The following is a 24690-nucleotide window of genomic DNA, read 5'->3' as shown; positions in this document are numbered from 1 at the left end:
CAGGGCGAGCGTCGTCCCCGGCGCCACCCGCCCCCGTTCGGCAACGCCAGAGGGCCGCCCAGGATTTCTCCTGAGCGGCCCTCTGATCTCGGGTCGGGGTGGCGGGATTTGAACCCACGGCCTCTTCGTCCCGAACGCGATCAGATGTCCAGGTGACCTTGCGCCCGTCAGGCTCACGGCGGCGGTGCCTGGGGCGTGTGTCCGCGGTCGTCCATCCCCGTCCGGTGCGGGCCGCCTTGGTTGGCTCCCCTATTGGCTCCCCGTGCGAGGAGGCGACGACGGAGACCGGTGGGTTGTCGAGGCTCGCCGACTGACCCACACTCGAAGTCCTGTTCCGTGACGCGGAGGCTTCTAGGGTCAGCGGGGCCGGTGTGCCTGGGAAGCCGCCTGGAGCACTGCTCCTACACCACGCCATGATGTCGGGGAGCTGTCCTGCGAGACCCCCGTCGTACTGCCCCCTGACCGTTGCAGTCGCTTTCAGAAGCAGCTAGACGTCCAGGGCACACGGTGTCGTGGCTGGTGATCCAAGAGGGGGCCTACGGACCAAAGCGTGAGATTTGGCGAATCACCCCCTACGTTGCGGGTCCGTCGGGTAGCGTGCCACCAGGTTCTGGGAGGGGGCTCCGGAGTCTGATCCGTAGCCATGGAGCTTTGCGAGGGGGTTGGCGTGCCTCGATACGTCTTCCACACTTTTCACTACCAGCGTGATTTCTGGCGTGTCCAGACAATCAAGCAGATTGGCTCCCTAGAGCGTCAAAAAATCCTTAACTCAAATGAGTGGGAGGAAGTTAAGAGGCAAGGCGACGCGGCTATCCAGCGTTGGATTGATGGGCAGATGCAAGGCAAGAGCTGCGATATCGTCCTGATCGGAAGTCAGACGGCCGGCCGCAAGTGGATCAACTATGAGATCCTCAAAGCGTGGCACGACGGCAAGGGTGTGCTGGGAGTCTACATCCACAACCTGAAGGATCAGAGCGGGTTTACGTCACCGAGGGGTGTAAATCCGTTCTCTAGCCTCACGGTTAAAGCTAACGGCCAGACTATCTCACTAGACAAGTTGGTGCCTGTGTACGACCCGGGCTATTCGAGTGGAACCGCTTACGCTGAGATTGCGGAGAATCTTGAATCCTGGGTTGAAGATGCGATCAAGCTTAGAAAGCATTGGTAGGCTTCTCGACTGAGCGAGTCAAGCATCTTGAGTTCGTTCAGTCTACGATCAACAGGCAGGCATCGCATTCTTTTTCCATTAAAGGATGGTGCCTAACGCTTTCGGCCGCGATTTATGCGTATGCGGGCTCGCATTTGCATTGGTGGACCGCCGCCGTCGGACTGATGCCGTCGTTGGCTTTCGGATGGCTTGACGCATTCTACCTTCGCCAAGAACGCCTGTTTCGTCAGCTTTATGCTGACGCATCGAAAGAGCACTCTTCTGTGCCTGTATTTTCGATGGATACCTCCCCGTATCTCAACCGGCAGTTGTATCCACGGTGCTCGTGGCGAAGCGTGCTACTCGGAGCTCAAACGCTGAAAGTCTTCTATGGGGTTGTTATTGGCTTCGGCCTCGCCCTGATTCCAGTTTCGATCTACTTGAAGTAAGCGCGAACAAGGCCCGCGGTGCGCTTTAGGCTACTTTGAGTTGCTCTCACATTTGTTGGCCAGAAGTCCGCCATTGCGTCACCTTCCCACCGAGGTACCACGTGCATGTGCAGGTGCATAACAGTCTGGCTAGCGGCTTCTCCTGCCGAAGTAATAACGTTTAGACCCTGCGGGGCAAGCGTAGCAAGCAGGGCTCTGCCAACCTTAACTACCACCTTGCTGATTTCGGATCCAGTCTCGACGTCTAGTTCCAGGAAGTTTTTGATGTGAGATTTGGGCACCACGAGGGTATGCCCTTTCGTGGCCGGACTCAGGGGAAAGAAAGCCATGATTGTCGAGGTCTCGTATACAACGTGAGCTGGCCGCTTCTGATCTGCGATTTGACAGAATGTGCATTCTTGGTTGCTTTCCATTAAAGTGCACCCCTCGATGGCTCGTGCTTCCGATCCTTATCTACTTTCAAGAGCTAGGCGGCTCGTGAAGCCGTCTTTCCGAAGATGTTCATAAGCATTAAGAACGTGACGCGGAACGTTCTGCTTGATCATGAAACCTTGAGATGGGTAAATCAGAATACGCTGCAAGGCGCCCACCATCATATCGATGACCAGGTGAGCATCGCCGATTGCCTTAGTGTACGGAGCGAAGGCTACTCGCGCGGACGCTGAGTTGTACTTCGCCTCAGGCCACAGCTCAGTCGCGGTTGCGAAGGAACGCCTTTCCTCGTATGGCTTGCTTACCAGAAGCACGGAGGACACCGATATATTAGAGTCTTCCAAAAGCTGACGAGAGAACTCGATGTTCTGTCCGGTGTTCCGGGCGCGGGGTTCGACGAGGATCGCGGCGTCTGGGACTCCCAGCTCAAGGGCACGCTCCCGGTAGTGCACGGCTTCACCGCGCGGCATCCGGTTCTTCGTGGTTGGGCTTGTGGCTCCCGTGAAGACGATGAGCGGCGCCATCCCCTGGCGGTAGAGCTTCACCGTGGCGTCTGCCACGCCGAGGTCATGGCTGCCGAGACCAATCAGCACATCGCAGGGCCGCGGCTCCTGGTGCATCTGGAGGTAGTCCCAGAGAACTTCGGCGTTGGCCCAAGCCTCAGTCGAGATCACTTCTTGCCGCCCTTCGAACTGTCGGGTACCTGGAAGTCGTACGCCCAGCGGAAGCGCGACGCGGCGTGCACGCCAATCGCGTACTCCACCACCGTCCCGTCCGCGGTGAATGTCGTGCGGTGCAGCTCCACCACCGGTTCGCCCGGCGGAAGCTTCAAGAGCTTGACCTCATCAGGGGTCGGGACGCGCGCGAAGATCTCTTCCCGCATGTGGTCGATCTCGTACCCGGCGTCGTAGAGGACGCGGAAGCCGCCGCCGCGGCCGGCGGGTCCCGGGGTCGGATCCACGATGCGCGTCCCCTCCACATGCTCGGGTCTGTAGTAGCTCGTCAGGGTGTGGGTCGGCTGGTCGCCTTCCTTGACGAGTCGTGCCCGCGCGTAGACGTCGGCCCCCTCCGGCAGCCCGTGCGCCGCGGCGACCTCCGCCGTGGCCGACACTCGGCTCACGGTCTGCGTCTGCTCGTCCCGCTTGTACGCGCGCCCGGACGCGACGCGGTCCGCGATGAACGCCACCTCGTCGCTGTCGCGCCACTTGGCCTTGTCGTAGCGCTCGATCCCGATTCGCTTGAGCGGGGCCCGCTGTCGGACGGTCGTGCCGTGGCCGCGCGTCGACGTCACCAGCCCTTCGGCCTCCAACGCCTTGTACGCGGCGTGGACCGTCGACTTGGACCCCTTGCCCTGCTCGACAAGGTCCCGGATCTCGGGCAACCGCTCCCCCGGGCCGAACTCACCGCTCCTGATCCGGTCGGCCAGCTCGTCCGCGAGGGTCCGCCACTTCGGCGTCATTGACCTGCTCCTCTCGACATGGACAGTCAAACACAGTCCCAGGACTGTTGACAGTCCTGGGACTGTGATGCATCGTCATTACAGCGACGCCGCAGTCCTAGGACTGCAAGAATGTTGCAGGTGGAAGGCCCTTCGTTGGGCTGCCCTGGCCTGCGCGTTTTCGGCCGAATCTGCCGGCGCCGTGGAGCAGAGGGCGGGGACGCTGCAATCCCGCTAAAGGCCAGGTAGGACGCAATGGGCTTCGGCCCGACTGGCGAGGTGGCCCGGCGACCGCGATCAACGGCCGGAGTGTGGGGACGCGGTCCCCCTTGCAGTGCACCACCTCATCGTCCAGCCGGAGGGAGACCTCCTCAGGACTCGGGCGGGCGGCCGAGAGCCCAAGCCGACCGCACCGCCCGGCACCACCCCGCCCCGCCACGCCACCGGCGCGCCGCCCGTTCGAGCCGGGCCGGGGCACGACGCCCGCCGCATCAGCGGTGGGCCTGGGCACGGAGGACGCCCCATGAGGAGCACTTCGCACGCGGAGCTGGCACGGAAAGCCGAATCGCTCGCGCAGCGGGCACAGAGCCTGGACCGCCGCCCGCAGGAAGCCGAGTTGGACCTGAAGGCCGCGGCCGTCTACGCCGCGCTTGCCAGCGCCGCGGCCACGTTGGAGGCCGCCCGCCTCGCCAACTCCGGTGACGCCGCGGACTCTGCGGCCTGACGGCGCACGATCGCGCCGCCCTGCACACCACGTCAAAGCCTGCGCGGCCCCGGTGCTTCACCACCGGGGCCGCTTTCGGGCCGTCCCACTACGAGGGAGCACGACCCATGCAGAACCTTGGCACGAACGTCCTGTACCTGGCCATTCCCGATGTTGACGGACCGTCGGATGCCGAACTGGACGCGATCGAAGCAGAGTCGCCCGTCATCCTCGCGGACGTCGCGCTCTTGGACGCCATGCTGCCGCTGCTGGTCCGCGCACCGTCCGAACTGGACATCCGGCGCATCCGCCGGGCCAACGCCCGTGCGCTGACCGCTCGCCGCGACCTGGCCAACCGCCGGGCCGCCGGGCCGGTCGGAGGTGCAGCATGAGCACCCGGGATCAGAACCTGACTGCCGCGTTGGCAGACGTCAAGGCCGAGATCGCCCGCACCGACAACAAGATCGGGCTGCTGCTGGCCTTCATCGGCGCCGTTCTCGCCGGCGTGTGGACCGTCGCAACCGGGATCCACCCGAACACCGCCGCCATCAGCACGGGCGCGGCCGGCATGGCAGCGCTGGCTGCCGCGGCCGGGCTGCTGCTGCGGGCGGTCCGCCCGAACCTCGGGGGCCGCGTCGGCTTCCCGCTGTGGGCCACCTTGACCGCCCATGACATCCGCGCCGCTCTGGAGGGCGACCAGCGCTCCCAGCACATCGCCGCCCTGTCCCGCATCGCCGTGGCGAAGTTTGCCCGCCTGCGCCGGGCGGTGGACCTGGTCTGTGCCGGCGGTCTGCTCCTGACGGCAGCGGCTCTGATCGTCGCCGGAGGTGCGGCATGACCCGCATCAAGGGCAAGGCCCTGCTGACCCTGGCGCTGGCGACCGTGGTCGCGATGGCATTCCGCGTCTCCTGGAACGCACTTCGGGACGTGGCCCGCGCCACCGGCGCCGACCCGACCGCGGCCCTGCTGTACCCCTTCGTGGTCGACGGCCTGATGGCCCTGGCCCTGGTCGCCACGCTCGTGCTCACCGGCGATGACCGGCGGTCCGCGCGGCGGGTGCTGGGCACCTACACCACCGCCTCGCTCGGACTGAACTACGTCCACGGGCTGACCCCGGCCCTGCACACCCACGTCGTCGACTGGGGTCGACTCGCCTCGTGGGGCCCGGCCAACTGGACGCTCGTCCTGCTGGCCACCTCGCTGCCGGTCGGGTCGATCTACTTCGGGTCCGATCTGGTCGCCAAGGTGCTGCACCACCGCCCCGCGCCAGCATCGGCCGCGCCCGTCGAACCGGCTCCCGTGCCGGATCGGTCGGCGCCTGACCTGGGCGCGCCGACCACGGCCGCGCTCCCGCAGGAACCCGCACCGCTGGACTCCCCGGAGCCGTCCGCGGACGCCGAAGACGCGCCCGAGCCGACTCCGCTCCGGGCCGTGGCCGCACAGTCGGCCCCGGTCCGCAGGGCGACCGGTCGGGTACCAGCGGCCGCCCGGTCGACCCGACCGACCCGCACCCCGGACGAGTTGCTGGACGAGGCGCGGACCGCGACGGCCGGTTGGGCGGACGACGCGCTGACTGCCGAGGGCATCCGCCGGGCCGTCCACACGTCCGCGGCCAAGGCCCGAACCCTGCGCGACACCCTTCGCGCCGAGCGGACCGACGACGCGTCCAAGGATGAGGCTGCCTGATGTCGCCGACGTTCGGGCGCTGCTACGACCCTTCCGGCGCGCGCTACGGAGTCCCCACCTACCCGTGGAAGTTCGCCCCGGATGGGCTGGCGACGCGTCGTCAGCTTCGGGCCCGCGGGCTACGGCCGGGAGGACAGCCGATAGCCGCTCAGGTGATGCGCCGCTCCCGGCGCCGCCGCGCCGGGGTGGCCGTCGCCTACCTCTACCGCCTGGCCCTGGCCAAGCCGGTCCGCCCGATGACCCCGGGCCGCACCGCCGCGCTGGCCAAGGCGATGACCGCCCGCCGCACCTGCCGGCAGTGCGGCCAGGTCGCCCCGTACTGCATCCCGACGTCGCTCGGGACCTGCGTGAACTGCGCTTATCCGACGTGCCCCTGAAGGAGGCTGCACCGTGAGCAACAACGTCGTCCCCCTGTTCAAGGAAGAGCCGCCCACCTCGGCCACGGACGCCGCGGCCACCACCCCGGACGCCCCGGCCCTGGTGATCCCGGGCCGGGTGCCGTGGTGGGCCCGCTCGCGCAATGCCATCGCGTGGGCCGTCACCCACGAGCGCACCCGGGCCGTGGGCCGCGGCGCGGTCCGCAACGGCATGTACGTGCTGGGCGGGGCCCGGATCACCACCCGCCGGGCGTGGGAGTCGCGCACCCCGGCCCGGTACGAGCGCCTCGCCCGCGCCGCGGAAGTCGCCGGGGACTACGAGGCCGCGATGAAGTGGGACGAGCAGGGGCAGCGCTTCCGCGCGATGCGGCACAAGCGCCGCATGGACCTGCTGCACGCCCCCGAAGCGCTCGCCAGGGGCCTGCTCGTCGGTACCGGCGCGACCTTCGGCGGCCTGTTGCTGCTGGGCATCATCCTGGCGATCGGCACCAAGCACGTCGCGGACGTGGTCGCGCCGCTGATGCTGGCCATCGAAACGATCAAGTGGATCGTCGTCATCGTCACGGTGGTGTGGGGCCCGGCCATGGCTGTCGGTCCGCTGCTGGCACTCGCCGGGTTCTGGGCGGTGGGCCGCAAGCGGCAGGCTGCCCCCAACTGGACGCTGCCCGCGGCCGACCGTTCCGGCGGGGACCCGATCACCCCGTCCATCGTGGTCAAGGCCATGCACGATCTCGGCATCGCCCCGATGCGCACCGCCATCAAGGAGATGGGGGATGCGGGCGCCGCGATGCTCTCCCTGATCAAGATTGCCGGGTGCGGGGTCGAGGTGGACGTCACGCTCCCGTCCGGCGTGACCACGACCGAGGTGCAGAACCGGCGCCGCAAGCTGGCGGAGAACCTCGGCCGGCACGAGCACGAGGTGTTCATCACCATCCCGCCCGCCCCGCGTACCGTGCGGCTGTGGATCGCGGACTCCGGCGCACTGGACGAGCCGATCGGGCGGTCTCCGCTGGTCACCGATGAGACCCTGCGGGCCGACTACATCAAGGGCCGGGCGCCGTGGGGCCAGGACCTGCGCGGGGACGCGGCGCTGCTGGGCCTGTTCCAACTGCACCTGCTGATCACGGGGTTGTCCAACCAGGGCAAGACGGCCGCGCTGCGGGCCCTGGCGCTGTGGCTGGCGATGGACCCGCGGGCGGAGTTTTGGATCGCGGACCTCAAGGGGGTCGGTGACTGGCGGATGTTCCTGAACCTCGCCGCAGTCTTGATCGAGGGGCCCACCGATGAGCACTGCATCGAGGCCACCGAGATGCTTGAGCGCGGGGTGGCGGAGATGGAGCGCCGCTTGCAGTCTCCGGAGGGGACCGACTTCCCCCCGCTGATCCTGATCGTGGACGAGGCGCAGCAGGCGTTCATGTGCCCGGTGAAGGACGAGGCGAAGAACCCCTACGGCGGGTCCAAGGCCACGTCCCGGTACTTCATGGCCGCCCGCAAGATTCACAACCAGGGGCGGGCCGTCAACGTGCTGCTGTGGCAGGGCACCCAGGACCCCACCGATCAGAACCTGCCCAAGCTGGTCCGGGAGGGCGCCCACACCCGCGCCTCGCTCGCGCTGGGGTCGGAGTCGCAGTCCCGGATGGCGCTGGGCGACAAGGCCGTGGACGGCGGCGCCGCCCCGCACCTGCTGCGGCAGGGACTGGACAAGGGCACGCTCGTGGTCTCCTCGGCCGGCATCGACATCCCGGCCGGGCAGTCCTCGATCACCGTGCGGACGCACTACATCGACACTGACGAGGCGACTGTGATCGCGGACCGTGCCAAGGCGCTGCGCGACGGCGTCGACACCGCCCGCACGCTGGACCGCGGCGAGCAGCGCGACCCGCTCGCGGACATCGCCACCGTGGTCGGGACCGCGACCCGCGTGCTGACGCAGGACGTCCTCAAGCGGCTCAACACGCTGGACTCCGGGTTCTACAACACCTGGACCTTCCTGAACCTCAAGCGGGTGTTGGAGGGCACCGGTGCGGAGCCCTACAAGTCCGACGGCCGCATGGTCATCGCTCGCGAGCGGCTCGCGCGGGCACTCGCCAACCGGTCCCCGGAGGATTCCGCTTCCGGTCCGGCGTAGCCGCTGCCGGCACAGGGAGGCAGGGAGAACTCCCTGCCTCCCTCCCTGGCCCGCATTCCTGCCCCTCACCTGCACTGACGATCGGTCAGGGAGTCAGGGAGGCGTGCAGGTCAGAGGCCCGGAAACCCCGTCTGCACGCCCCCGGTAGGGGGTGGTGCAGCCTCCCTGACACACCCCCGGAGGGATTCCGCATGTCTGCGCACGACCTCTTCCCGGAGCACCCGGCGGTGGCCGCGGACGTCGTCCGCCCGACGCCGATACCGGATCCGGCACCGCCCGCGGTGGTGCTCCCGTCCGGTCTGCCGGACGTCGCCAGCGTCCAGCTCCCGGACGGCCGCATCGTCACCGGCTACACCCTCGCCCCGGCCACCCCGCCGCCCGCTCCCGAGGCGCCGCGGCCGGTCCCGCGGTGGGCCAAAACCACCGCCCTGCTGGCGCCGACCGTCGGACTCGGCATCGGCGCGGCCGGCATCGGCCTGTCCCTGGCCGTCCCCGGGCTGCTGGCCATCACCAACGCCCTGTGGGCGGCGGTTGCGCTGGTGGCCGCGGGCGCCGTGGGCGCCGTCGCGTGGTCGGTTCGCCGTTCCGGCTCCGGCCCGGTGCACGTCACCCAGCACATCCACAGCCGCGGCATGTTCGGCCGCGCGTCCGGCACCGTCAACCACCGCTGACGCGGTTGGGCGGGCCGCCTCGCCAAAGTCCGGCCCGCCCGTTCCTCCCGCTCCCTGCAAGAGATCTCAGGAGGTCTCCCAGCATGACGTATCCCACCCTCGTCCGCGCCATGAGGACCCTGCTGGATACCTCGCTCACGCTCGCGGCAACCGGGCTACCGGTGCTGCCGCTGGGGCGCGGCAAGCGGCCGTTGGGCAACTGCCCGGCCTGCCGGGACAATGCGTGCGGCGGGCGGCCGGTGATGCTCTGCGCGGGCCCGTGCCGCTGCCCGCGGCCGTGCCATGGCTGGGCTGCCGCCACCACTGACCCGGACGTCCTCAGCTCCCCCGAGTGGGCGCCGGGTTGGCGGCAGGCTGCCGCGGTGGCCTACCACCCCGGCGGCGCCGACTTGACCGTGGTGGACCTCGATGACGCTGCGGCCGTCGCGTGGGCTCGCGCGAGTCTGCCGGCCACCCGGACCGTGGTGACCACGCGCGGGGAGCACTGGCTCTACCGGGGCGCCATGCGGTCGGTGAACGCCGTCCGGCCCGGCGTGGACCTCAAGTCGACGATGGCCTACGCGCGGTGGCTCGGTCCCGGCGCCGGCACCCTGGCCGCGCTGCCGACCGCAGTGCGGGAGCTGGCGGTCAAGGCGGCCCCCGCGCCGCCCCGGGCGGTCACCGTGTCCGCGCCGTCCGGAAACGGGGTGTGCCCGCACCGCACCCCCGTCTACCTCGAACGGGGCATCGCCATGGCCGAGCAGCGCATCACCGCCGCCCGGAGTGCCGTGCACGCCACCGTCTACGCAACGTTCCTCGCGGTGCTGGCCACGCACGGCCGGTGCGGCTGCCTGACCGACGCGCACGTGGCGCGCCTGTTCACCGCCGCGCAGGCCAAGGGCGAGACGCCGCGGCACTGCACGGATGCGTGGACCAACGCCCGTTCCCGGCTGGGGGTGTGACCATGGCCGAGGAGGAGAAGGCGTCCGGGCGCGAGATCATTGCCGACTACGCGCGGGAGCACTTCCGGTACTTCCGCACCGCCGACGGCACCGTCTACGCCCAGCGCAACGGCCACCCGGTGGCCCGGCCGATCCGATCCCAGGGCACCACCGGCAGCCACCGGCAGGAACTCATGGTCGGGCTGTTCACCGACGGGCACGGGGCGTTCAGCGGGACCGCGCTGAAGGAAGCGCTGGACCTGATCGAGGCGTTGGCGATGGGTCAGCAGGTGCAGCAGGTGCACATCCGGGTGGCGCCCGGCTTCGACGGCGCGACCTGGTTGGACCTGGGCCGCACCGACGGGCAGTCGGTCCGCATCCATGCGGACGGCTGGGACCTCGCCGTCCCCGACCCGCAGGAAGTCTGCTGGCGCCGCACCCAGCTCACCGGCGAACTGCCGCTCCCGGCGAAGGACACCGACGGCAAGGGCCTCGATCTGCTGCTCAGGTTGTGCAACTTCGCCGGGGCGGAGAGCGAGTGCCTCGCGGTGGCCTGGCTGGTGGGCTGCCTCGGGCCGTCGGTACCCGTCCCGGCCCCGTTCCTGACCGGCCCGCAGGGCGCGGGCAAGTCCACCGGCGGCCGGATGCTCACCCGGATCATCGAGGGCATGAGTGGGGACCTGCGCCGCGCCCCGAAAGACGAGGAGGCCCTGATCACCGCAGTAGCGGCCGGATGGGTCACCGCCCTGGACAACCTCTCGCACATGAGCGTGACCATGTCGGACGCGATGTGCTGCATCGTCACCGGCGCCGAGGACGTCAAGCGCGCGTTGTTCACCGACGGGGACGTCCACCGCTCCCGCTACCGCCGTCCGCTGCTGCTGACCGGCATCGACGTCGGCGTGATCCGCCCGGACCTGGCCGAACGGCTCCTGCCGCTGCGGCTGGAACGCCCCACCGTCCGGCGGACCGAGGCGGAGCTGTGGGCGGAGTTCGAAGAGGTGCTCCCCGTCGTGCTCGGGTCGATTCTGGACCTGACGGTCAAGGTCCGCGCCGCCGAGGCCGAGACCCCGACGGACCTGCGGATGGCGGACTTCGCCCACCTGTGCGCCCAGTTGGACGCGGCCACCGGGCTGGGCGCGCTGATGGCGTACCGGGCGTGCCTGGATGAGCTGAACGACGACGTCATCGAGGGCGACCTACTGGCGCAGACCGTTCTCCAGCACGCCGAGAGCCTGGCGCCGGGAGCGTCGGAGCGGATGACGTCCGCGGAGTGGTTGCACGGCCTCACGAAGCTCTACGCGGGCGAGGAATGCCGTCCACTGCCCAAGGGCTGGCCCACCACCGGCAAGGTGCTCTCCGACCGGCTCAAGCGGCTCCAACCCACCCTGGCGGCCCGGGGCGTGCTGGTCGACTGGGGCCGCACCCGGACGGCCCGGTACGTCGAGCTGGCCCGGCCGCCGGCGCCGCCACCGACCGAGCGTCAGCAGGAAGCCTTCTGACCGGCGCTCACCGCTCCGGACAAGCAAGAAGAGCACCGCGCGCCCGGGTGCTCCTCTTGCTGTTCGGCGCGCAGCGCCGCCCGAGGAGAGCGCCGCGAAGCGGCTCCTCATTCTCGTCTTGAGTCGCGCACGACTACAGACATCACCTCTCGCTCTTTCCTAAGAGAGGGAATCCTGCGTCACCTGCGTCACCGGGCGCCGGAATTCGCATCTGGCCTGCGGCTACGGCCGTGACGCAGACGGTTGGACGCTGCGTCATCGTGCGTCACCTGCGTCACGCGATGACGCAGGCCGTGACGCAGGGATGACGCAGCACCGGGCAACCATGTCACGCAACGGTGCAGGTCAGAGACTCGGCTGACGCAGATAACGTAGTGACGCAGAAATCCGCGCTTAGGACAGGTGCGGGCCCGCGGCCCGATACCTGACAACCCATCAGGGAGTCCTGCAGATGAGCACGCCCATGCTCTCCGCCGCTGATGAGGCCGTGGCTCTGGACCTGGCGCCGCGGCTGCACCGTGTAGAGGTCGCCGCTCACCTCATCGGGGTGAAGCGCTCCACCGCATACGAGGAGATCCGTCTCGGGCGCCTCCGCACCGTTCGCGTGGGACGCCGGCGGCTTGTGCCGACCGAGTACATCGAGGAGTACATCGATCTCCTCAAGCGCGAAGCAGATCAGGCCGTCGCTTGATCCAACCCCATCCGTTCACGGAGCCGCGTCCCCCACAGGGCGCGGCTCCGCTCGTTGAGAGGCATCACCAGCACATGACCGAGACCCCGGAGCCGGAGCGCTCACACAAGGCAGGCAACGGCGAGGATTCGATCTACTGGGACGCGTCCAAGAACACGTACGTGGGCGCCATGTCCCTGGGCTTCACCCCCTCGGGGAAGAGGCGCCGACCGAAGGTCACCGGGAAGACGAAGACGGAGGTTCGCCGCAAGCTGCGCGACCTCAGAAAGGAGATGGAGAGCGGGGTGAAGACCCCCGCCAACTACACCGTGTCCGACACGATCGAGGACTATCTTGCCCGCGGGTTCAAGGGCCGCGACCCGGAGACCGTCAAGAAGTGCCGGAGCCTGACGGAGAACCACATCCTGCCGATGCTGGGCAAGGCGAAGCTCCGAGACCTCACCGCGGACGACCTTGACGACTGGTTGGACGACCGCGCGGACTACCTGGCGACGCGCTCACTTCGCGAGGTACTTGGTGTGCTGCGGCGAGCCATCACCCATGCGCAGAAGCGAGACAAAGTGATGCGCAACGTCGCTGAGCTGGTCACCGTTCCGGACGGGCGGCCCGGCCGTCCGAGCAAGGCGCTCACCTTGGAGCAGGCCAAGGCCGTGCTCATGGCGGCGCGGGGGAGCATCCTGCACGCGTACATCGTGGTGTCGCTGCTCATCGGGGTGCGCACCGAGGAGGCACGACCCCTCACCTGGGATCACGTCCACCTGCACCCGGTCGGGGACATCCCGCCGCACATCGAGGTATGGCGGTCGGTCCGCCGGCACGGCGACACCAAGACGCGGAAGAGCAGGCGGACGCTCGCTCTCCCGCAACAGGTGGTGGCGGTTCTGGAGAACCACCGGGTCGATCAGGGCTGGCGGCGCGTCGCGGCGGGGGAGCGTTGGGCGGAGAACGACCTGGTGTTCGCGTCGACCGTCGGCACCCCGCTGGACGCGTCCCACGTCCGCCGCGGCTTCCGAGCCATCGTGAAGCGGGCCGGGCTCGCGCCGGAGTGGACGCCCCGGGAGCTGCGGCACAGCTTCGTGTCCCTGCTTTCGGACCACGGCATCCCGCTGGAGGTCATTGCCCGAGTGGTCGGCCACAGCAGCACGGCCACCACGGAGGCCGTCTACCGGAAGCAGCTCCGGCCGGTCATCACCGAGGGCGCCGGGGCCATGGACTCGATCTTCAACTACGGCGACGAGGAAGGGGAGACGGCACCGGCAGAGGAGGGCTGATCGTTTCCGGGTGGCTCCCCGTTTGGCTCCCGGGAACGTCAAAGGGCACCTACAAAAAAGAGTAGGTGCCCTTTGACCTGGGTCGGGGTGGCGGGATTTGAACCCACGGCCTCTTCGTCCCGAACGAAGCGCGCTACCAAGCTGCGCCACACCCCGGTGCAACGAGGATTACTCTAGCGGACCGGCGCGCCAGGACGAAATCCGTTATCCCGGGGACTCCACCAGTGTGAGCAGCGTCGCCTCCGGCGGGCAGGCGAAGCGGACCGGGGTGTAGCGGTTGGTGCCGCAGCCGGCCGAGACGTGGAGGTAGCTGCGGTGGCCGTCCGCGGTGTGGGCGGAGAGGCCCTTCACCCGGTCGGTGTCCAGGTCGCAGTTGGTCACCAGCGCCCCGTAGAAGGGGATGCACAGCTGCCCGCCGTGCGTGTGCCCGGCGAGGACCAGCGGGTAGCGGTCCGCCGCGAAGGCGTCCAGCACGCGCAGGTACGGGGCGTGCACCACGGCCAGCGAGAAGTCGGCGTCCGCCTCGGGGCCGCCGGCCACCTCCTCGTAGCGGTCGCGGTGGATGTGCGGATCGTCCAGCCCGGTCAGCGCGATCTCGAAGCCGTCCAGCTTCAGCCGCCCCCGGCCGTTGTTGATGCCCACCCAGCCGGCCGCGTCGAAGCCGTCGCGCAGCTCCGGCCACGGGTTCTGCACCGCCGACCGCTTCTTGGGCGCGTGCGCGCCCCGCGCCGCGGTGCCCTTGATCCGGGCCGTCAGATAGCGGCCGGGGTTCCGCGGCACCGGGCCGAAGTAGTCGTTGGAGCCGAAGACGTACGTCCCCGGGTACTCCATCAGCGGGCCGAGCGCGTCCAGCGTCTCCGGCACCGCCGTCGGGTCCGAGAGGTTGTCGCCGGTGTTGACGACGAAGTCCGGCTGCAGCGCCGCCAGCGACTGCAGCCAGCGCTGCTTCTTGCGCTGCCCCGAGACCATGTGGATGTCCGAGACCTGGAGGACCCGCAGCGGGCGTGCGCCGCGCGGCAGCACCGGCACCGTGACCCGGCGCAGCCGGAAGGAGCGGACCTCGATCCCGGCGGCGTAGCCGACGCATGCGGCGCCGGCGGCGGCGAGTCCCAGCGGGACGGCGTACATGGGTCGCATCGGCCCAGTGTTGCAGACGTCCCGTCAGACCCGCGTTGCGGTCTCGTCCGGGGCCTGCTGCGGGAAAAAGGGGACGGGGCGCAATGCCGCGGATGGGATGATGGGCGCATGACGACGCTGAAGAAGCAGCTCCGGGAGGACCTCACCGCGGCCATGCGGGCCAAGGACACCGTCCGCAAGGGTGCGATCCGCATGGCGCTCACCGCCATCGGCAACGAGGAGGTCGCGGGCGACACCGCGCGCGAGCTGTCCGACGACGAGGTTCTGAAGATCCTCACCCGCGAGGTCAAGAAGCGGCGCGAGGCCGCCGAGGCCTTCGACGCCGGCGGGCGCGCGGAGTCGGCGGCGCAGGAGCGGGCCGAGGGCGACATCCTCGCCGAGTACCTTCCGAAGCAGCTGACCGACGACGAGCTGACGGCGCTGGTCGCCGAGGCCGTCGCGGAGTCCGGCGCCTCCGGGCCGAAGGCGATGGGCCCGGTCATGAAGCTGGCGAACGCCAAGGTCGCCGGCCGCGCCGACGGCCGCCGCGTCGCCGACGCCGTCAAGGCCGCCCTGGCCGGCTGACGGGAACCCCGCGCCCCGTCGAGGGGACGAGGGGCAGGAACGAACGGACCCGCCGCCCGGGAGACCACGGGCGGCGGGTCCGTCCTTGTGTTCCGGACCGGGAAGGGCCGAGAAGGGCCGGGGCCGGGAAGGGCCGCGACCACAAGGGCCAGGGGTTCGGCGCGCGGGGCCGGCCTAGCCCCAGCCCCCGATCAGCCCGCCCCAGGGGCCGCCGGTGTTCCCGCCGTGCCCTTTCCCGGGCTTGCTGCCGTTGCCCGCCCCGCCGCTGCCGCCGGCGTTGTCGCCGCCGCCGCCCGCCTTCTTGCCGCCGTTGCCGTCCTGGGACGGCGCCGTCGGCAGGCTGACCTTCTGGAAGGACCCGGCCGGCTTGCCGGACAGCGCGCCGCTCATCGCGAGCTTCCAGATCGGGCCCGGCCCGTCCGCGCCCTCGACCTTGTCGTAGTACTGCGGGCCGATCCGCAGGTTGTACATCGACTGCTTGTTCGCCGGGTCGCCCATCCAGACGGCGCCGACCATGTTCGTCGTGTAGCCGAGGAACCAGGCCGCCATCCGGTTGTCCGTCGTACCGGTCTTGCCGGCGCTCTCGCGGTCGGTGAGGCCGGCCGCCTTGCCGGTGCCGTCCTGGACCACGCCCAGCAGCATGGTGTTGATGGTGTCCGCGGTGGTCTTCTGCATCACCTGCGAGCACTGCGTCTTCGGCACGGCCAGCTGCTTGCCGGTCGCGGTGGTGATGGAGTCGATGGCGACCGGGGTGCAGTAGCTGCCCTCGTTGGCGAAGGTCGCGTACGCCGCCGCCATGGTGAGCGGGGCGATGGTGTTGCCGCCCAGCGTCAGCGACGGGCTCTGCACCAGCTGCTTGCCGTTGCCCATGTGGACGTTCATCTTCTCGGCGAGCGTGGCGATCTCGCAGAGGCCGGTCTGCTGGGAGAGCTTCACGAAGTAGGTGTTGATCGACTTCTGCAGCGCCGTGGCCATGTTGAACGTGCCCTTTTCGCTGGTCAGCTCGTTCTGGGGCTGCCAGTTGGGCGCGCTGGTGGTGCCGTTGCAGGTGGAGAACGGCTGGTTGGACATGTCGATCTTCGAGCCGGTCTTGTACGTCTGACCGGGCGAGATGCCCTTCTCCAGGGCGGCGGCCGCGGTGAACGGCTTGAACGTCGAACCGGTCTGGAAGCCGTAGTTCGAGCCGCCCATGTCCTTGTCGACGCTGTAGTTGATCGTCGTCTGGCCCTTGCCGAAGCCGTACGGCCGGCTCTGCGCCATGGCCGTGACCCGGCCGGTGCCCGGCTCGACCATCACCACCGCGCCGGCCACCGGGTCGGTGGAGTAGATCCGCGAGGTGACGGCCTGCGCCGAGGAGGCCTGCGCCTGCGGATCGAGGGTGGTGTGGATCTCCAGGCCGCCGGTCTTCCACAGCTTCTCGCGGGCCGCCGCGGTCTTCCCGAAGGTGGCGTCGTTGAGGACGGTGTTCTTCACGTAGTCGCAGAAGAACCCGCTGCCGCTGGTCGCGGTGATGCAGCCGTTCTTGGGCTTGCTGGTGTTCAGCCCCAGCGGCGTCTTCTCCGCCGCCGCGGCCTGCACCGGGGTGACCGCGTGCAGCTGGGCCATCCTCCTCAGCACGGTGTTGCGCCGGTCGAGCGCGGCCTTGGGGTTGGTCAGCGGGTCGTAGCCGGAGGGCGACTGCACCACGCCGGCCAGCATCGCCGACTGCGCCAGCGACAGGTCCTTGGCGTGGACGCTGAAGTACCGCTGGGCGGCCGCCTCCACCCCGTAGGCCTGCTCGCCGAAGAACGTGATGTTGAGGTAGTTGGTGAGGATCTGCGTCTTGGTCAGCTCCTCCTCCACCTTGATCGCGTACTTCATCTCGCGGACCTTGCGGCCGATGGTCTGGCGCTGCGCCTCGGCGACGGCCTTGGGGTCGTTGCCGGCGTCCTCGACGAAGACGTTCTTCACGTACTGCTGGGTGAGGGTGGAGGCGCCCTGCGAGACGCCGCCGTTCTCCGCGTTCTGGTTGAGCGCGCGCAGGATGCCCTTGGGGTCGACCGCGCCGTGCTGGTAGAACCGCGCGTCCTCGATCGCGACGATCGCCTTGCGCATGGTGGGCGCGATGTCCTGCGTCTTCACCACCGTGCGGTCGCGGTCGTAGACCGTGGCGAGCAGGTTGCCCTTGCTGTCGTAGATGTGCGAGGCCTGCGAGAGCGGGGGGCGCTTGAAATCGCCGGGCAGGCTGTCGAACGACTGGGCGGACGCCTTGGCACCGACGCCCAGCGTGCCGACCGCGGGCAGCAGGACCCCCGCCGCCAGGACGCCGGCCAGCGCGCTGACGCCGACGAAGCGGGCGGTCAGCGCGACGGGGCCGACCCTGCCGGTGCGGAACCGCGGTGCGGAGCGCTTGGAAGCCATGGGGGAGAGGATACGGGTTTGCCCTCTGCGGTCCCGGGGCAAGGGCGCCGCCTGTGGATAACTTCACCGGGCCGGAGTGGGGGCGCGTGCTCCGAGTGCGCGCCGTGCGGACGCTCCGCGCGCTGGTCCGTCCGGGTCTCGGCGCGGTCACGGTTGGCGATTCCCCGGACAGCGGGTCGGTGCTCGCCTACGCTGGCACTGATACCTGAGGACGGCTCGCGTTGGCCACGGTGTCACTCAAGTGGGTGTTGAGGGCTACAGAGAGTTCCCAATTCCACTTCCCCTCCCCGGTGTTGACGGTGACCGCGCTGAGCTGCGGAGTCACCCCTCTGGGTGATCAGATGGGCTCCACTAGTCCTATCGAGTCATGAAAGATGAAGCGTCCGGGGACTGTTGCCGGGTGCCTTCCTTCCGTAACGTCCTGCACTGGCGGCGGTGAATATGCCGCTGCCGCCGTGGGGGAGCCTCGATTCGGGAGAGGACGGCACCAGCATGAGCTGGGTTACAGACTGGACCGCGCAAGCAGCCTGCCGATCGACCGACCCTGACGAGCTGTTCGTCCAGGGTGCGGCGCAGAACCGCGCCAAGGCGGTGTGCACCGGATGCCCGGTGCGCACCGAGTGCTTGGCGGACGCGCTCGACAACCGCGTGGAGTTCGGTGTCTGGGGCGGCATGACCGAGCGGGAGCGGAGGGCGCTGCTGCGCCGCCGTCCCATGGTCACCTCCTGGCGCCGGCTGCTGGAGACCGCGCGCAGCGAGTACGAGCGCGACGCCCGCGCGACCGGCGCCACGATCGGCGGTTTCGTGCCGAAGGACTACGTGAAGGACTATGCGGCGAACCCCGTGAAGGACTACGCCCAGGCCGGCTGACCGGCCGCGGGCGACATCGGCTTTCACGGGGGAGAGCGGCGGCCCGCCCGCGATGCCGGGCGCAGGGCTCCGCACAATCGAACATGGGGTTGACGAGGGCGTCGGCGGCCCGCGGCGAGGCCGCGGGCGAAGGACGGCCGCGCCGAAGCGAGCGCCGTGCGCACCGAGCGCGCCGCCCCTGACGGAGCACGCCCCGGCCCCGACACCGACATGTACGGAGACGCCGACATGTGCGGACGCCTCAGCCGCCCTCGGCGAGGCGATCGCCGATGGCGCGCAGGCCGTCCAGGTCGTGGACGTCCCCGGGCAGCGCGGGCACCGCGACGACGGCCACGTCGGGATGCATGGCCGTGAAGCGCTCGCGCGTGCGCCGCTCACGGTCCATCACCTGCATCCGCTCGGCATGCAGGCGGAGCAACCCGGCGGCGAGAAGGCCCGCGTCATAGCCGGGGGAGCCATCATCGGGGGAGTCGCCGCCGGGTGCGCCCTCGGGCCGTGGAGCAGTGGGCCGTGCTTCGGGACGCCCGGAGTCCTGCCGGGTGTTCTGGAGCTGGGAGAACTGGGACTGCTGGAGGTGCTGTTCGCGGTCTTCCGATGCCGGGCCGGGGTCCTCGGGAGAGGTGGCGGACCCAGGCGGCATCCGCTTACTGGTTTGCCCGGCGCCGTCGTCGTTCACACCTTCCCCGGAGGGTTTCCGGGGGGTCCCGGGGCCCGGGTCGTCCTCCGGTACCGCCGATTCCGACGAGAACTCCCGGTCAGCACCGGTCGAGGCAATTGCCTTGTCGACAACGGCACTTGAAGATTTTTCCGACCCCGGTTCGGGGCCCGCGCCGACCGCCTCCTCGAGCGCCTCGGCGGCCGCCGAGGCCCGCTCCGCGCTCAGCCCGGGCGCCTCCGTGCCGTGCACCCGGTTGAGCACCAGGCCGGCCAGCGGCATGGCGTCCTCGGCGAGCCGGTCCACGAAGTACGCCGCCTCCCGCAGTGCGTCCCGCTCCGGCGCCGCCACCACCAGGAACGCCGTCCCCGGCGCCTGCAGCAGCCGGTAGGTGGCGTCCGCCCGCTCCCGGAAGCCGCCGAACATCGACTCGGTGGCCGCGATGAACGTCTGGACGTCCTGCAGCATCTGAGTGCCCAGCACCTTGCCGAGCGCCGATGTCACCACCGTCATGCCCACGTCCAGGAAGCGCATCATCGACCGGCCGCCGACCTTCGCCGGGGCCGTCATGATCCGGATGAAGCGCCCGTCCAGGAAGGAGCCCAGCCGGTCCGGCGCGTCCAGGAAGTCCAGCGCGGAGCGGCTCGGCGGGGTGTCCACCACGATCAGGTCCCACTCGCCGGTGGCCTGCAGCTGGCCCAGCTTCTCCATCGCCATGTACTCCTGGGTGCCGGCGAAACCGGCGGAGAGCGACTGGTAGAAGGGGTTCTCCAGGATGGCGCGGGCCCGCGCCGGATCCGCGTGCGCCTCGACGATCTCGTCGAAGGTGCGCTTCATGTCCAGCATCATGGCGAACAGCTCGCCGCCCGCCGAGGTCTTGACGCCCTCGACGCGGCGCGGGGTGTTGTCCAGCTCCGTCAGGCCCATCGACTGGGCCAGCCGCCGGGCCGGATCGATCGTCAGCACCACCGTGCGGCGGCCGCGTTCGGCCGCCCGCACGCCCAGTGCCGCGGCGGTGGTCGTCTTGCCGACGCCGCCCGAGCCGCAGCACACCACGATCCGGGTGCGCGGATCGTCCAGCAGCGCATCCATGTCCAACCGAGGTGCCGGTCTCATGGTCGATGCTCCCCTTGACTCAACATGCCTCCCCCATGACGTCCCTCACGCCCCGTCATGCCACGCCCTGCCGGCGCAGCTCGGTGGCGAGGGCGTAGAGCCCTCCGGTGTCCACGCCGTCCGCGAGCAGCGGCAGCTCGTACCAGGGCCTGCCCATCTCCCGCACCGCGGAGCGCTGCTCGCGCTCCAGCACCACCCGCTGGGCGTGCTCGCGGGCCTGGTCCAGCAGGGCGTCCACCAGCTCGTCGGACGGGGCGTCACCGCCCCCGACGAGGCCGTCCAGCGCGGTGGCGACGTCGGCGCGGTGCCCGCCCGCGGCGGCCTCCAGGGCCGCCTCGTCCAGCAGCGAGGGCCGCACCATGTTGACGAAGACCCCGCCCACCGGCAGGCCCGCGGCGGTCAGCTCGGCGGCGCCGTCCACCGTCTCCTGAGTGGGCATCTCCTCCAGGAGCGTCACCAGGTGCACGGCCGTCTGAGGCGACTTCAGCTGCCGCATCACCGACTGGGCCTGATTGTGGATCGGGCCGAACCGGGCCAGCCCGGCCAGCTCGGTGTTGACGTTGAGGAACCGGGTGATGCGGCCGGTCGGCGGGGCGTCCATCACCACCGCGTCGTAGACCGGGACGTCCCCGGTCTTCCGCTTCACCGCCTCGATGGCCCGCCCGGTCAGCAGCACGTCGCGCAGGCCGGGGGCGATGGTGGTGGCGAAGTCGATCGCGCCGAGCTTGCGCAGCGCCTTTCCGGCGCGGCCGACGCGGTAGAACATCTCCAGGTACTCCAGGAGCGCCTGCTCGACGTCGATGGCGAGCGCCAGCACCTCGCCGCCGCCGGGCGCGGCCGCGATCTTCCGCTCCTCGTGCGGCAGCGGGTCGGTGTCGAACAACTGGGCGAGGCCCTGCCGTCCCTCCACCTCCACCAGCAGGGTGCGGCGGCCGTCCTCGGCGAGCGCGAGGGCGAGCGCGGCCGCCACCGTGGTCTTTCCGGTACCGCCCTTGCCGGTGACGACATGCAGGCGGACGCCCTCCCAATCGGTGCCGTCCGCGGGCGCGGCGTCGCGGGCGGCAGCCTGGGGAGCCGCTGGGGCCATGCCGTGTCCTCCCTCGCCGTCTTCTCGTCGTCCCTGCCGTGGGCGGCCCGTAGATGTAGGGGTGCCCACTCGCGAGCGTAACCACCCCGCCGCGCGAGTGTGCGACGGGCGGGTCCGTCCCGGCGGCGGGATAGGCTCCCGCCATGACCAAGTGGGAGTACCTCACCGCGCCCGTGCTGATCCATGCCACCAAGCAGATCCTCGACAACTTCGGGTCCGACGGCTGGGAGCTGGTGCAGATCGTGCCCGGCCCCAACAGCGAGAACCTGGTCGCGTACTTCAAGCGTCCGGTCGAGGGCCAGTAGCGTGGCGGGCCGCATCGAAGAGCGGCTGGCGGAGCTGGGCATCGAACTGCCGCAGGTGGTGCCGCCGGTGGCGGTCTACCGGCCGGCCGTCCGCTCCGGAGCGTATGTGCACACGTCGGGGCAGCTGCCCATGGTGGACGGCAAGCTCGCGGCCGCCGGCAAGGTCGGCGCCGCGGTGACGCCGGAGGACGCCAAGGCGCTGGCGCGGATTTGCGCGCTCAACGCGGTGGCCGCGGTGAAGTCGGTCGCGGGCGACCTCGACCGGGTGGCCCGGGTCGTCAAGGTCGTCGGCTTCGTCGCCTCCGCCCCGGAGTTCACCGGCCAGCCCGGCGTCGTCAACGGCGCCAGCGAAGTCCTCGGCGAGATCTTCGGCGAAGCCGGCGAGCACGCCCGCTCCGCGGTCGGCGTGGCCGTCCTGCCCCTCGACGCCCCCGTCGAGGTGGAGATCCAGGTCGAACTCACCGACTGACGCCCCCGGCCATCGCCGGGCCGGCGGCCCGGGAGGCGGGGAACGGGGGGTGCGGTGGGGCGGGGGAATAGCATCGCCGCATGTCCTCGCTGACCGAGCGCCTTCGCGCCCACGCGGAGGGGCGCCTCGAACCCGCCGTCCCGCGGCTCGCCGCCACCGTTGTGCTGCTCCGCGACGGCGCCTCCGCGCCGGAGGCGCTGCTGCTGCGCCGGCGCTCCACCATGCCGTTCGCCCCCGGGATGCACGCCTTCCCCGGCGGGCGCGTCGACCCCGGCGACCGCGACCTGCTGCCGCTGCTGCCCCCCGGCACGGCCGAGCAGCTCGCCGCCCGCCTCGGCGGCGACCTCGACCCCGAGACCGCCGCCGCCGCGCTCGGCGCGGCGCTCCGCGAGACCTTCGAGGAGGCGGGCGCCCTGCTCCTGCCCGGCCCCGCGCCCGTCACCGAGGACGACCGCCGCGCGCTCGCCGCCCACGAGACCACCCTCGCCGCCCTCCTCACCCGCCTCGGCCGCACCCCCGACCCCGCCCTGCTGCGCCCCTGGGCCCGTTGGATCACCCCCGAGTTCGAGCCGCGCCGCTACGACACCCTCTTCTTCGTCGCCCGGCTCCCCCAGGATGCCCCGCACCGCGTCGACGACGGCGAGTCCGACCACAGCCTGTGGACAACCCCGGAAGCCGCCGTCCGCGAGAGCGAGCAGGGCCGACTCGCCATGCTGCCGCCCACCCTGACGGCCCTTCGGGAGCTCGCCGGTTTCCGCACCGCCGCCGACGCGCTGCGCGCCGCCGACGACCGCCCCCTGGCCCCCGTGACACCCCGCGCCACCCTCCAGGGCGACGCCCTCCGCCTGGAGTGGGACGGCCCCACCCCCGGCTCCGAGGTCCGCCGCCTGCCGCCCGGCACCCCCTCCGCCTCCGCCACCCCAGGGAGCCCCGCATGAGCGACGACGCGTCCGCCGGCCCCACCCCGCCTGACGGCCCCGTCACGCCCCGCGCCACCGCCGTGCTGGCCCCCAACCCCGGGCCGATGACGCTCGACGGCACCAACACCTGGGTCCTCGCCGAGCCCGGCGCCGCCCGCGTCCTGGTCGTCGACCCCGGCCCGGCGGACGAGGCCCATCTGCACCGCGTCCTGGAGACCGCCACGGACGGCGGCCGCCGCACCGTCGCCGGCATCCTCCTGACGCACCGCCACCACGACCACACCGAGGGCGCCGCGCGCTTCGCCGAACTGGCCGGCGGCGCCCCGGTCCGCGGCTCCACGGCCGCCCTCACCGACCGGACGGAGAACCCCCTCGCCGACGGCCGCACCCTCGCGGTCGACGGCCTGGAGGTGCGGGTGCTCCTCACCCCCGGCCACACCGACGACTCGCTGTGCCTGCTGCTGCCCGCCGACCGGGCGCTGCTCTCCGGGGACTCCGTGCTCGGCCGCGGCACGTCGATCATCGCCCACCCGGACGGCCGGCTCGGCGACTACCTGGACACCCTGCGCCGGCTCCGCACGCTCGCCGCGGACGGCGACGTCCGCATCCTGCTGCCCGGCCACGGCCCGGTGCTGCCGCGGGCGCTGGAGACCGTCGACTACTACCTGGCGCACCGCGCGGCGCGCCTCGCCCAGGTGGAGACGTCCGTGGAGAAGGGCAACCGCACCGCCGCGGCGGTCGTCGCCGACGTCTACGCCGACGTCGACAGGGAGCTGTGGCCCGCCGCCGAGCTCAGCGTCCGGGCCCAGCTGGACTACCTCGAGGAGCACGGCCTCGTCTGAGCCCGGAGCCCCGGGCCCTGAGCCCGGGGCCGTGCCGCCCGCCGCGCCTAGCGCGAGCGCCGCGCCAGCCGCTCCACGTCCAGCAGGACGACCGCGCGGGCCTCCAGCCGGAGCCACCCGCGCTGAGCGAAGTCCGCGAGCGCCTTGTTGACCGTCTCCCGGGACGCGCCGACCAGCTGGGCCAGCTCCTCCTGGGTGAGGTCGTGCACCACGTGGATGCCCTCGTCGCTCGGCACGCCGAACCGCTTGGAGAGGTCCAGCAGGGCCTTGGCGACGCGGCCGGGGACGTCCGAGAACACCAGGTCCGACATGACGTCGTTGGTGCGCCGGAGCCGTCGCGCTATCGCCTGCAGCAGTGCCGCCGCGACCTCCGGCCGGCCCTTGAGCCAGGGCTGCAGGTCGCTGTGGCCGAGGGCCAGCAGCTTCGCGTCGGTCAGCGCGGTCGCGGACGTGGTCCGCGGGCCGGGGTCGAAGAGCGAGAGCTCGCCGAACATGTCACCGGGGCCGATCACCATGATCATGTTCTCTCGGCCGTCGGCCGAGGTCCGGTGCAGCTTCAGCTTGCCGTCGACGATGACGTAGAGCCGGTCGCCCGGCTCGCCCTCGTGGAAGAGGGTCTCACCCCGGGCCATGCCGACCTCGGTCATGGAGGCGCGCAGCTCTGCCGCCTGCTCGTCGTCGAGAGCAGCGAAGAGCGGGGCGCGCCGCAGAACGTCGTCCACGGGAGGTCCTCCTAACGATGCCGGTGCTCTTGACGACCGACGGTGGAAAAAGTGCGATCAGTCACAAGTTTGACGCATGCTCGCACTGAAACGTGAGCCGGGTCGAGTCCCCGATGGGCCGGATGGCCGTACGCGGACCCGTGTCGAGCCGGGAGACCAGGCCTCCGTGACCGATTCTGCCGGACTTT

At 70.5% G+C, this 24690-nt stretch carries 26 protein-coding genes and 1 tRNA gene; 18 read left to right on the top strand and 9 right to left on the bottom strand.

The window, feature by feature from the left end; translation table 11 throughout:
• Positions 1-667: 667 nt before the first annotated feature.
• Entirely contained in the window at positions 668-1168 is a 501-nt protein-coding gene (locus BIV57_RS09105; protein ID WP_071656195.1) for a TIR domain-containing protein, read from the top strand.
• Between the two features lie 415 nt (positions 1169-1583).
• On the opposite strand, the gene BIV57_RS26745 is transcribed toward BIV57_RS09105, so the two are convergent.
• Genes BIV57_RS26745 through BIV57_RS09085 form a run of 3 tightly spaced genes read right to left on the bottom strand, consistent with a single transcriptional unit; the run spans position 1584 to position 3487 of the window.
• A complete protein-coding gene (locus BIV57_RS26745; protein WP_071656182.1) occupies positions 1584-2009 on the bottom strand; it encodes an HIT family protein in 426 nt (141 codons plus the stop codon).
• Positions 2010-2045: 36 nt separating this feature from the next.
• Positions 2046-2702: a YdcF family protein gene (locus tag BIV57_RS09090; RefSeq protein WP_071656181.1), complete on the bottom strand. Its 657-nt coding sequence runs from the start codon at positions 2700-2702 to the stop codon at positions 2046-2048.
• Positions 2699-3487: a GntR family transcriptional regulator gene (locus BIV57_RS09085; RefSeq protein ID WP_071656180.1), complete on the bottom strand. Its 789-nt coding sequence runs from the start codon at positions 3485-3487 to the stop codon at positions 2699-2701. Before BIV57_RS09085 ends, BIV57_RS09090 begins: the two co-directional genes overlap by 4 nt.
• Before the next feature lie 502 nt (positions 3488-3989).
• On the opposite strand from BIV57_RS09085, the gene BIV57_RS09080 reads away from it, so the two are divergent.
• From BIV57_RS09080 to BIV57_RS09030, 11 genes are all read left to right on the top strand, one after another.
• A complete protein-coding gene (locus BIV57_RS09080; protein WP_071656179.1) occupies positions 3990-4190 on the top strand; it encodes a hypothetical protein in 201 nt (66 codons plus the stop codon).
• A gap of 107 nt (positions 4191-4297) precedes the next feature.
• Positions 4298-4561 (top strand): DUF6284 family protein, encoded by a 264-nt coding sequence (locus BIV57_RS09075; RefSeq protein ID WP_071656178.1) that lies wholly within the window; start codon positions 4298-4300, stop codon positions 4559-4561.
• Positions 4558-5007: a Pycsar system effector family protein gene (locus BIV57_RS09070; RefSeq protein WP_071656177.1), complete on the top strand. Its 450-nt coding sequence runs from the start codon at positions 4558-4560 to the stop codon at positions 5005-5007. Before BIV57_RS09075 ends, BIV57_RS09070 begins: the two co-directional genes overlap by 4 nt.
• Entirely contained in the window at positions 5004-5855 is an 852-nt protein-coding gene (locus BIV57_RS09065) for a DUF2637 domain-containing protein (RefSeq protein WP_071656176.1), read from the top strand. The genes BIV57_RS09070 and BIV57_RS09065 overlap by 4 nt, the downstream gene beginning before the upstream one ends.
• Complete coding sequence (locus BIV57_RS09060; RefSeq protein WP_071656175.1) at positions 5855-6232, top strand: RRQRL motif-containing zinc-binding protein; 378 nt, start codon at positions 5855-5857, stop codon at positions 6230-6232. Before BIV57_RS09065 ends, BIV57_RS09060 begins: the two co-directional genes overlap by 1 nt.
• A gap of 13 nt (positions 6233-6245) precedes the next feature.
• A complete protein-coding gene (locus BIV57_RS09055; protein WP_071656174.1) occupies positions 6246-8360 on the top strand; it encodes a cell division protein FtsK in 2115 nt (704 codons plus the stop codon).
• A gap of 191 nt (positions 8361-8551) precedes the next feature.
• Positions 8552-9031, top strand: a complete 480-nt coding sequence (locus tag BIV57_RS09050) for a hypothetical protein (RefSeq protein ID WP_071656173.1) — start codon at positions 8552-8554, stop codon at positions 9029-9031.
• Positions 9032-9114: 83 nt separating this feature from the next.
• Positions 9115-9972, top strand: a complete 858-nt coding sequence (locus tag BIV57_RS09045) for a bifunctional DNA primase/polymerase (protein WP_419185695.1) — start codon at positions 9115-9117, stop codon at positions 9970-9972.
• Positions 9973-9974: 2 nt separating this feature from the next.
• Complete coding sequence (locus BIV57_RS09040) at positions 9975-11453, top strand: ATP-binding protein (protein ID WP_071656194.1); 1479 nt, start codon at positions 9975-9977, stop codon at positions 11451-11453.
• 451 nt (positions 11454-11904) lie between these two features.
• Positions 11905-12144, top strand: coding sequence for a helix-turn-helix domain-containing protein (locus tag BIV57_RS09035; RefSeq protein WP_071656172.1), 240 nt, complete (start codon positions 11905-11907; stop codon positions 12142-12144).
• Between the two features lie 74 nt (positions 12145-12218).
• Positions 12219-13415, top strand: a complete 1197-nt coding sequence (locus BIV57_RS09030) for a site-specific integrase (RefSeq protein WP_071656171.1) — start codon at positions 12219-12221, stop codon at positions 13413-13415.
• 82 nt (positions 13416-13497) lie between these two features.
• Here the strand turns inward: BIV57_RS09030 and BIV57_RS09025 are convergent.
• Positions 13498-13571: transfer RNA gene (locus tag BIV57_RS09025), tRNA-Pro, on the bottom strand.
• A gap of 48 nt (positions 13572-13619) precedes the next feature.
• Positions 13620-14552 (bottom strand): metallophosphoesterase, encoded by a 933-nt coding sequence (locus tag BIV57_RS09020; protein ID WP_071656170.1) that lies wholly within the window; start codon positions 14550-14552, stop codon positions 13620-13622.
• Between the two features lie 108 nt (positions 14553-14660).
• Between BIV57_RS09020 and BIV57_RS09015 the strand changes: the two genes are divergently transcribed.
• Positions 14661-15116 carry a GatB/YqeY domain-containing protein gene (locus BIV57_RS09015; protein ID WP_071656169.1) on the top strand — a complete coding sequence of 152 codons (456 nt, stop codon included), beginning with the start codon at positions 14661-14663 and terminating at the stop codon, positions 15114-15116.
• A gap of 174 nt (positions 15117-15290) precedes the next feature.
• On the opposite strand, the gene BIV57_RS09010 is transcribed toward BIV57_RS09015, so the two are convergent.
• Complete coding sequence (locus BIV57_RS09010; protein ID WP_071656168.1) at positions 15291-17516, bottom strand: transglycosylase domain-containing protein; 2226 nt, start codon at positions 17514-17516, stop codon at positions 15291-15293.
• A gap of 441 nt (positions 17517-17957) precedes the next feature.
• On the opposite strand from BIV57_RS09010, the gene BIV57_RS09000 reads away from it, so the two are divergent.
• The gene (locus BIV57_RS09000; protein WP_071656167.1) at positions 17958-18386 is read left to right on the top strand and encodes a WhiB family transcriptional regulator; all 429 of its coding nucleotides are present in this window, start codon (positions 17958-17960) and stop codon (positions 18384-18386) included.
• Between the two features lie 241 nt (positions 18387-18627).
• Here BIV57_RS09000 and bagB read toward each other — a convergent pair whose 3' ends face one another.
• A complete protein-coding gene (gene bagB / locus BIV57_RS08995; RefSeq protein WP_071656166.1) occupies positions 18628-20157 on the bottom strand; it encodes an ATPase BagB in 1530 nt (509 codons plus the stop codon).
• 55 nt (positions 20158-20212) lie between these two features.
• A complete protein-coding gene (gene bagA, locus BIV57_RS08990; RefSeq protein ID WP_079170166.1) occupies positions 20213-21244 on the bottom strand; it encodes an ATPase BagA in 1032 nt (343 codons plus the stop codon).
• Positions 21245-21387: 143 nt separating this feature from the next.
• Between bagA and BIV57_RS25050 the strand changes: the two genes are divergently transcribed.
• The 4 genes from BIV57_RS25050 to BIV57_RS08975 all read left to right on the top strand — a co-directional run bounded on the left by BIV57_RS25050 (position 21388) and on the right by BIV57_RS08975 (position 23780).
• Positions 21388-21549, top strand: coding sequence for a Sp36 family protein (locus BIV57_RS25050; RefSeq protein ID WP_175548706.1), 162 nt, complete (start codon positions 21388-21390; stop codon positions 21547-21549).
• A gap of 1 nt (position 21550) precedes the next feature.
• Positions 21551-22018, top strand: a complete 468-nt coding sequence (locus BIV57_RS08985; protein WP_071656165.1) for a RidA family protein — start codon at positions 21551-21553, stop codon at positions 22016-22018.
• Between the two features lie 80 nt (positions 22019-22098).
• Positions 22099-22956 carry an NUDIX hydrolase gene (locus tag BIV57_RS08980; RefSeq protein WP_071656164.1) on the top strand — a complete coding sequence of 286 codons (858 nt, stop codon included), beginning with the start codon at positions 22099-22101 and terminating at the stop codon, positions 22954-22956.
• Positions 22953-23780, top strand: a complete 828-nt coding sequence (locus BIV57_RS08975) for an MBL fold metallo-hydrolase (protein WP_071656163.1) — start codon at positions 22953-22955, stop codon at positions 23778-23780. The genes BIV57_RS08980 and BIV57_RS08975 overlap by 4 nt, the downstream gene beginning before the upstream one ends.
• Positions 23781-23827: 47 nt before the next feature.
• On the opposite strand, the gene BIV57_RS08970 is transcribed toward BIV57_RS08975, so the two are convergent.
• On the bottom strand, positions 23828-24502 hold the full coding sequence (locus BIV57_RS08970; RefSeq protein WP_071656162.1) for a Crp/Fnr family transcriptional regulator: 675 nt from the start codon (positions 24500-24502) through the stop codon (positions 23828-23830).
• Between the last annotated feature and the right edge of the window lie 188 nt (positions 24503-24690).

Source organism: Mangrovactinospora gilvigrisea (genome assembly GCF_001879105.1).
GTDB classification, from domain to species: Bacteria; Actinomycetota; Actinomycetes; order Streptomycetales; family Streptomycetaceae; genus Mangrovactinospora; species Mangrovactinospora gilvigrisea.
The sequence above is the reverse complement of the archived record's forward strand: the minus strand, read 5'-3'. Positions and strand labels throughout refer to the sequence as shown.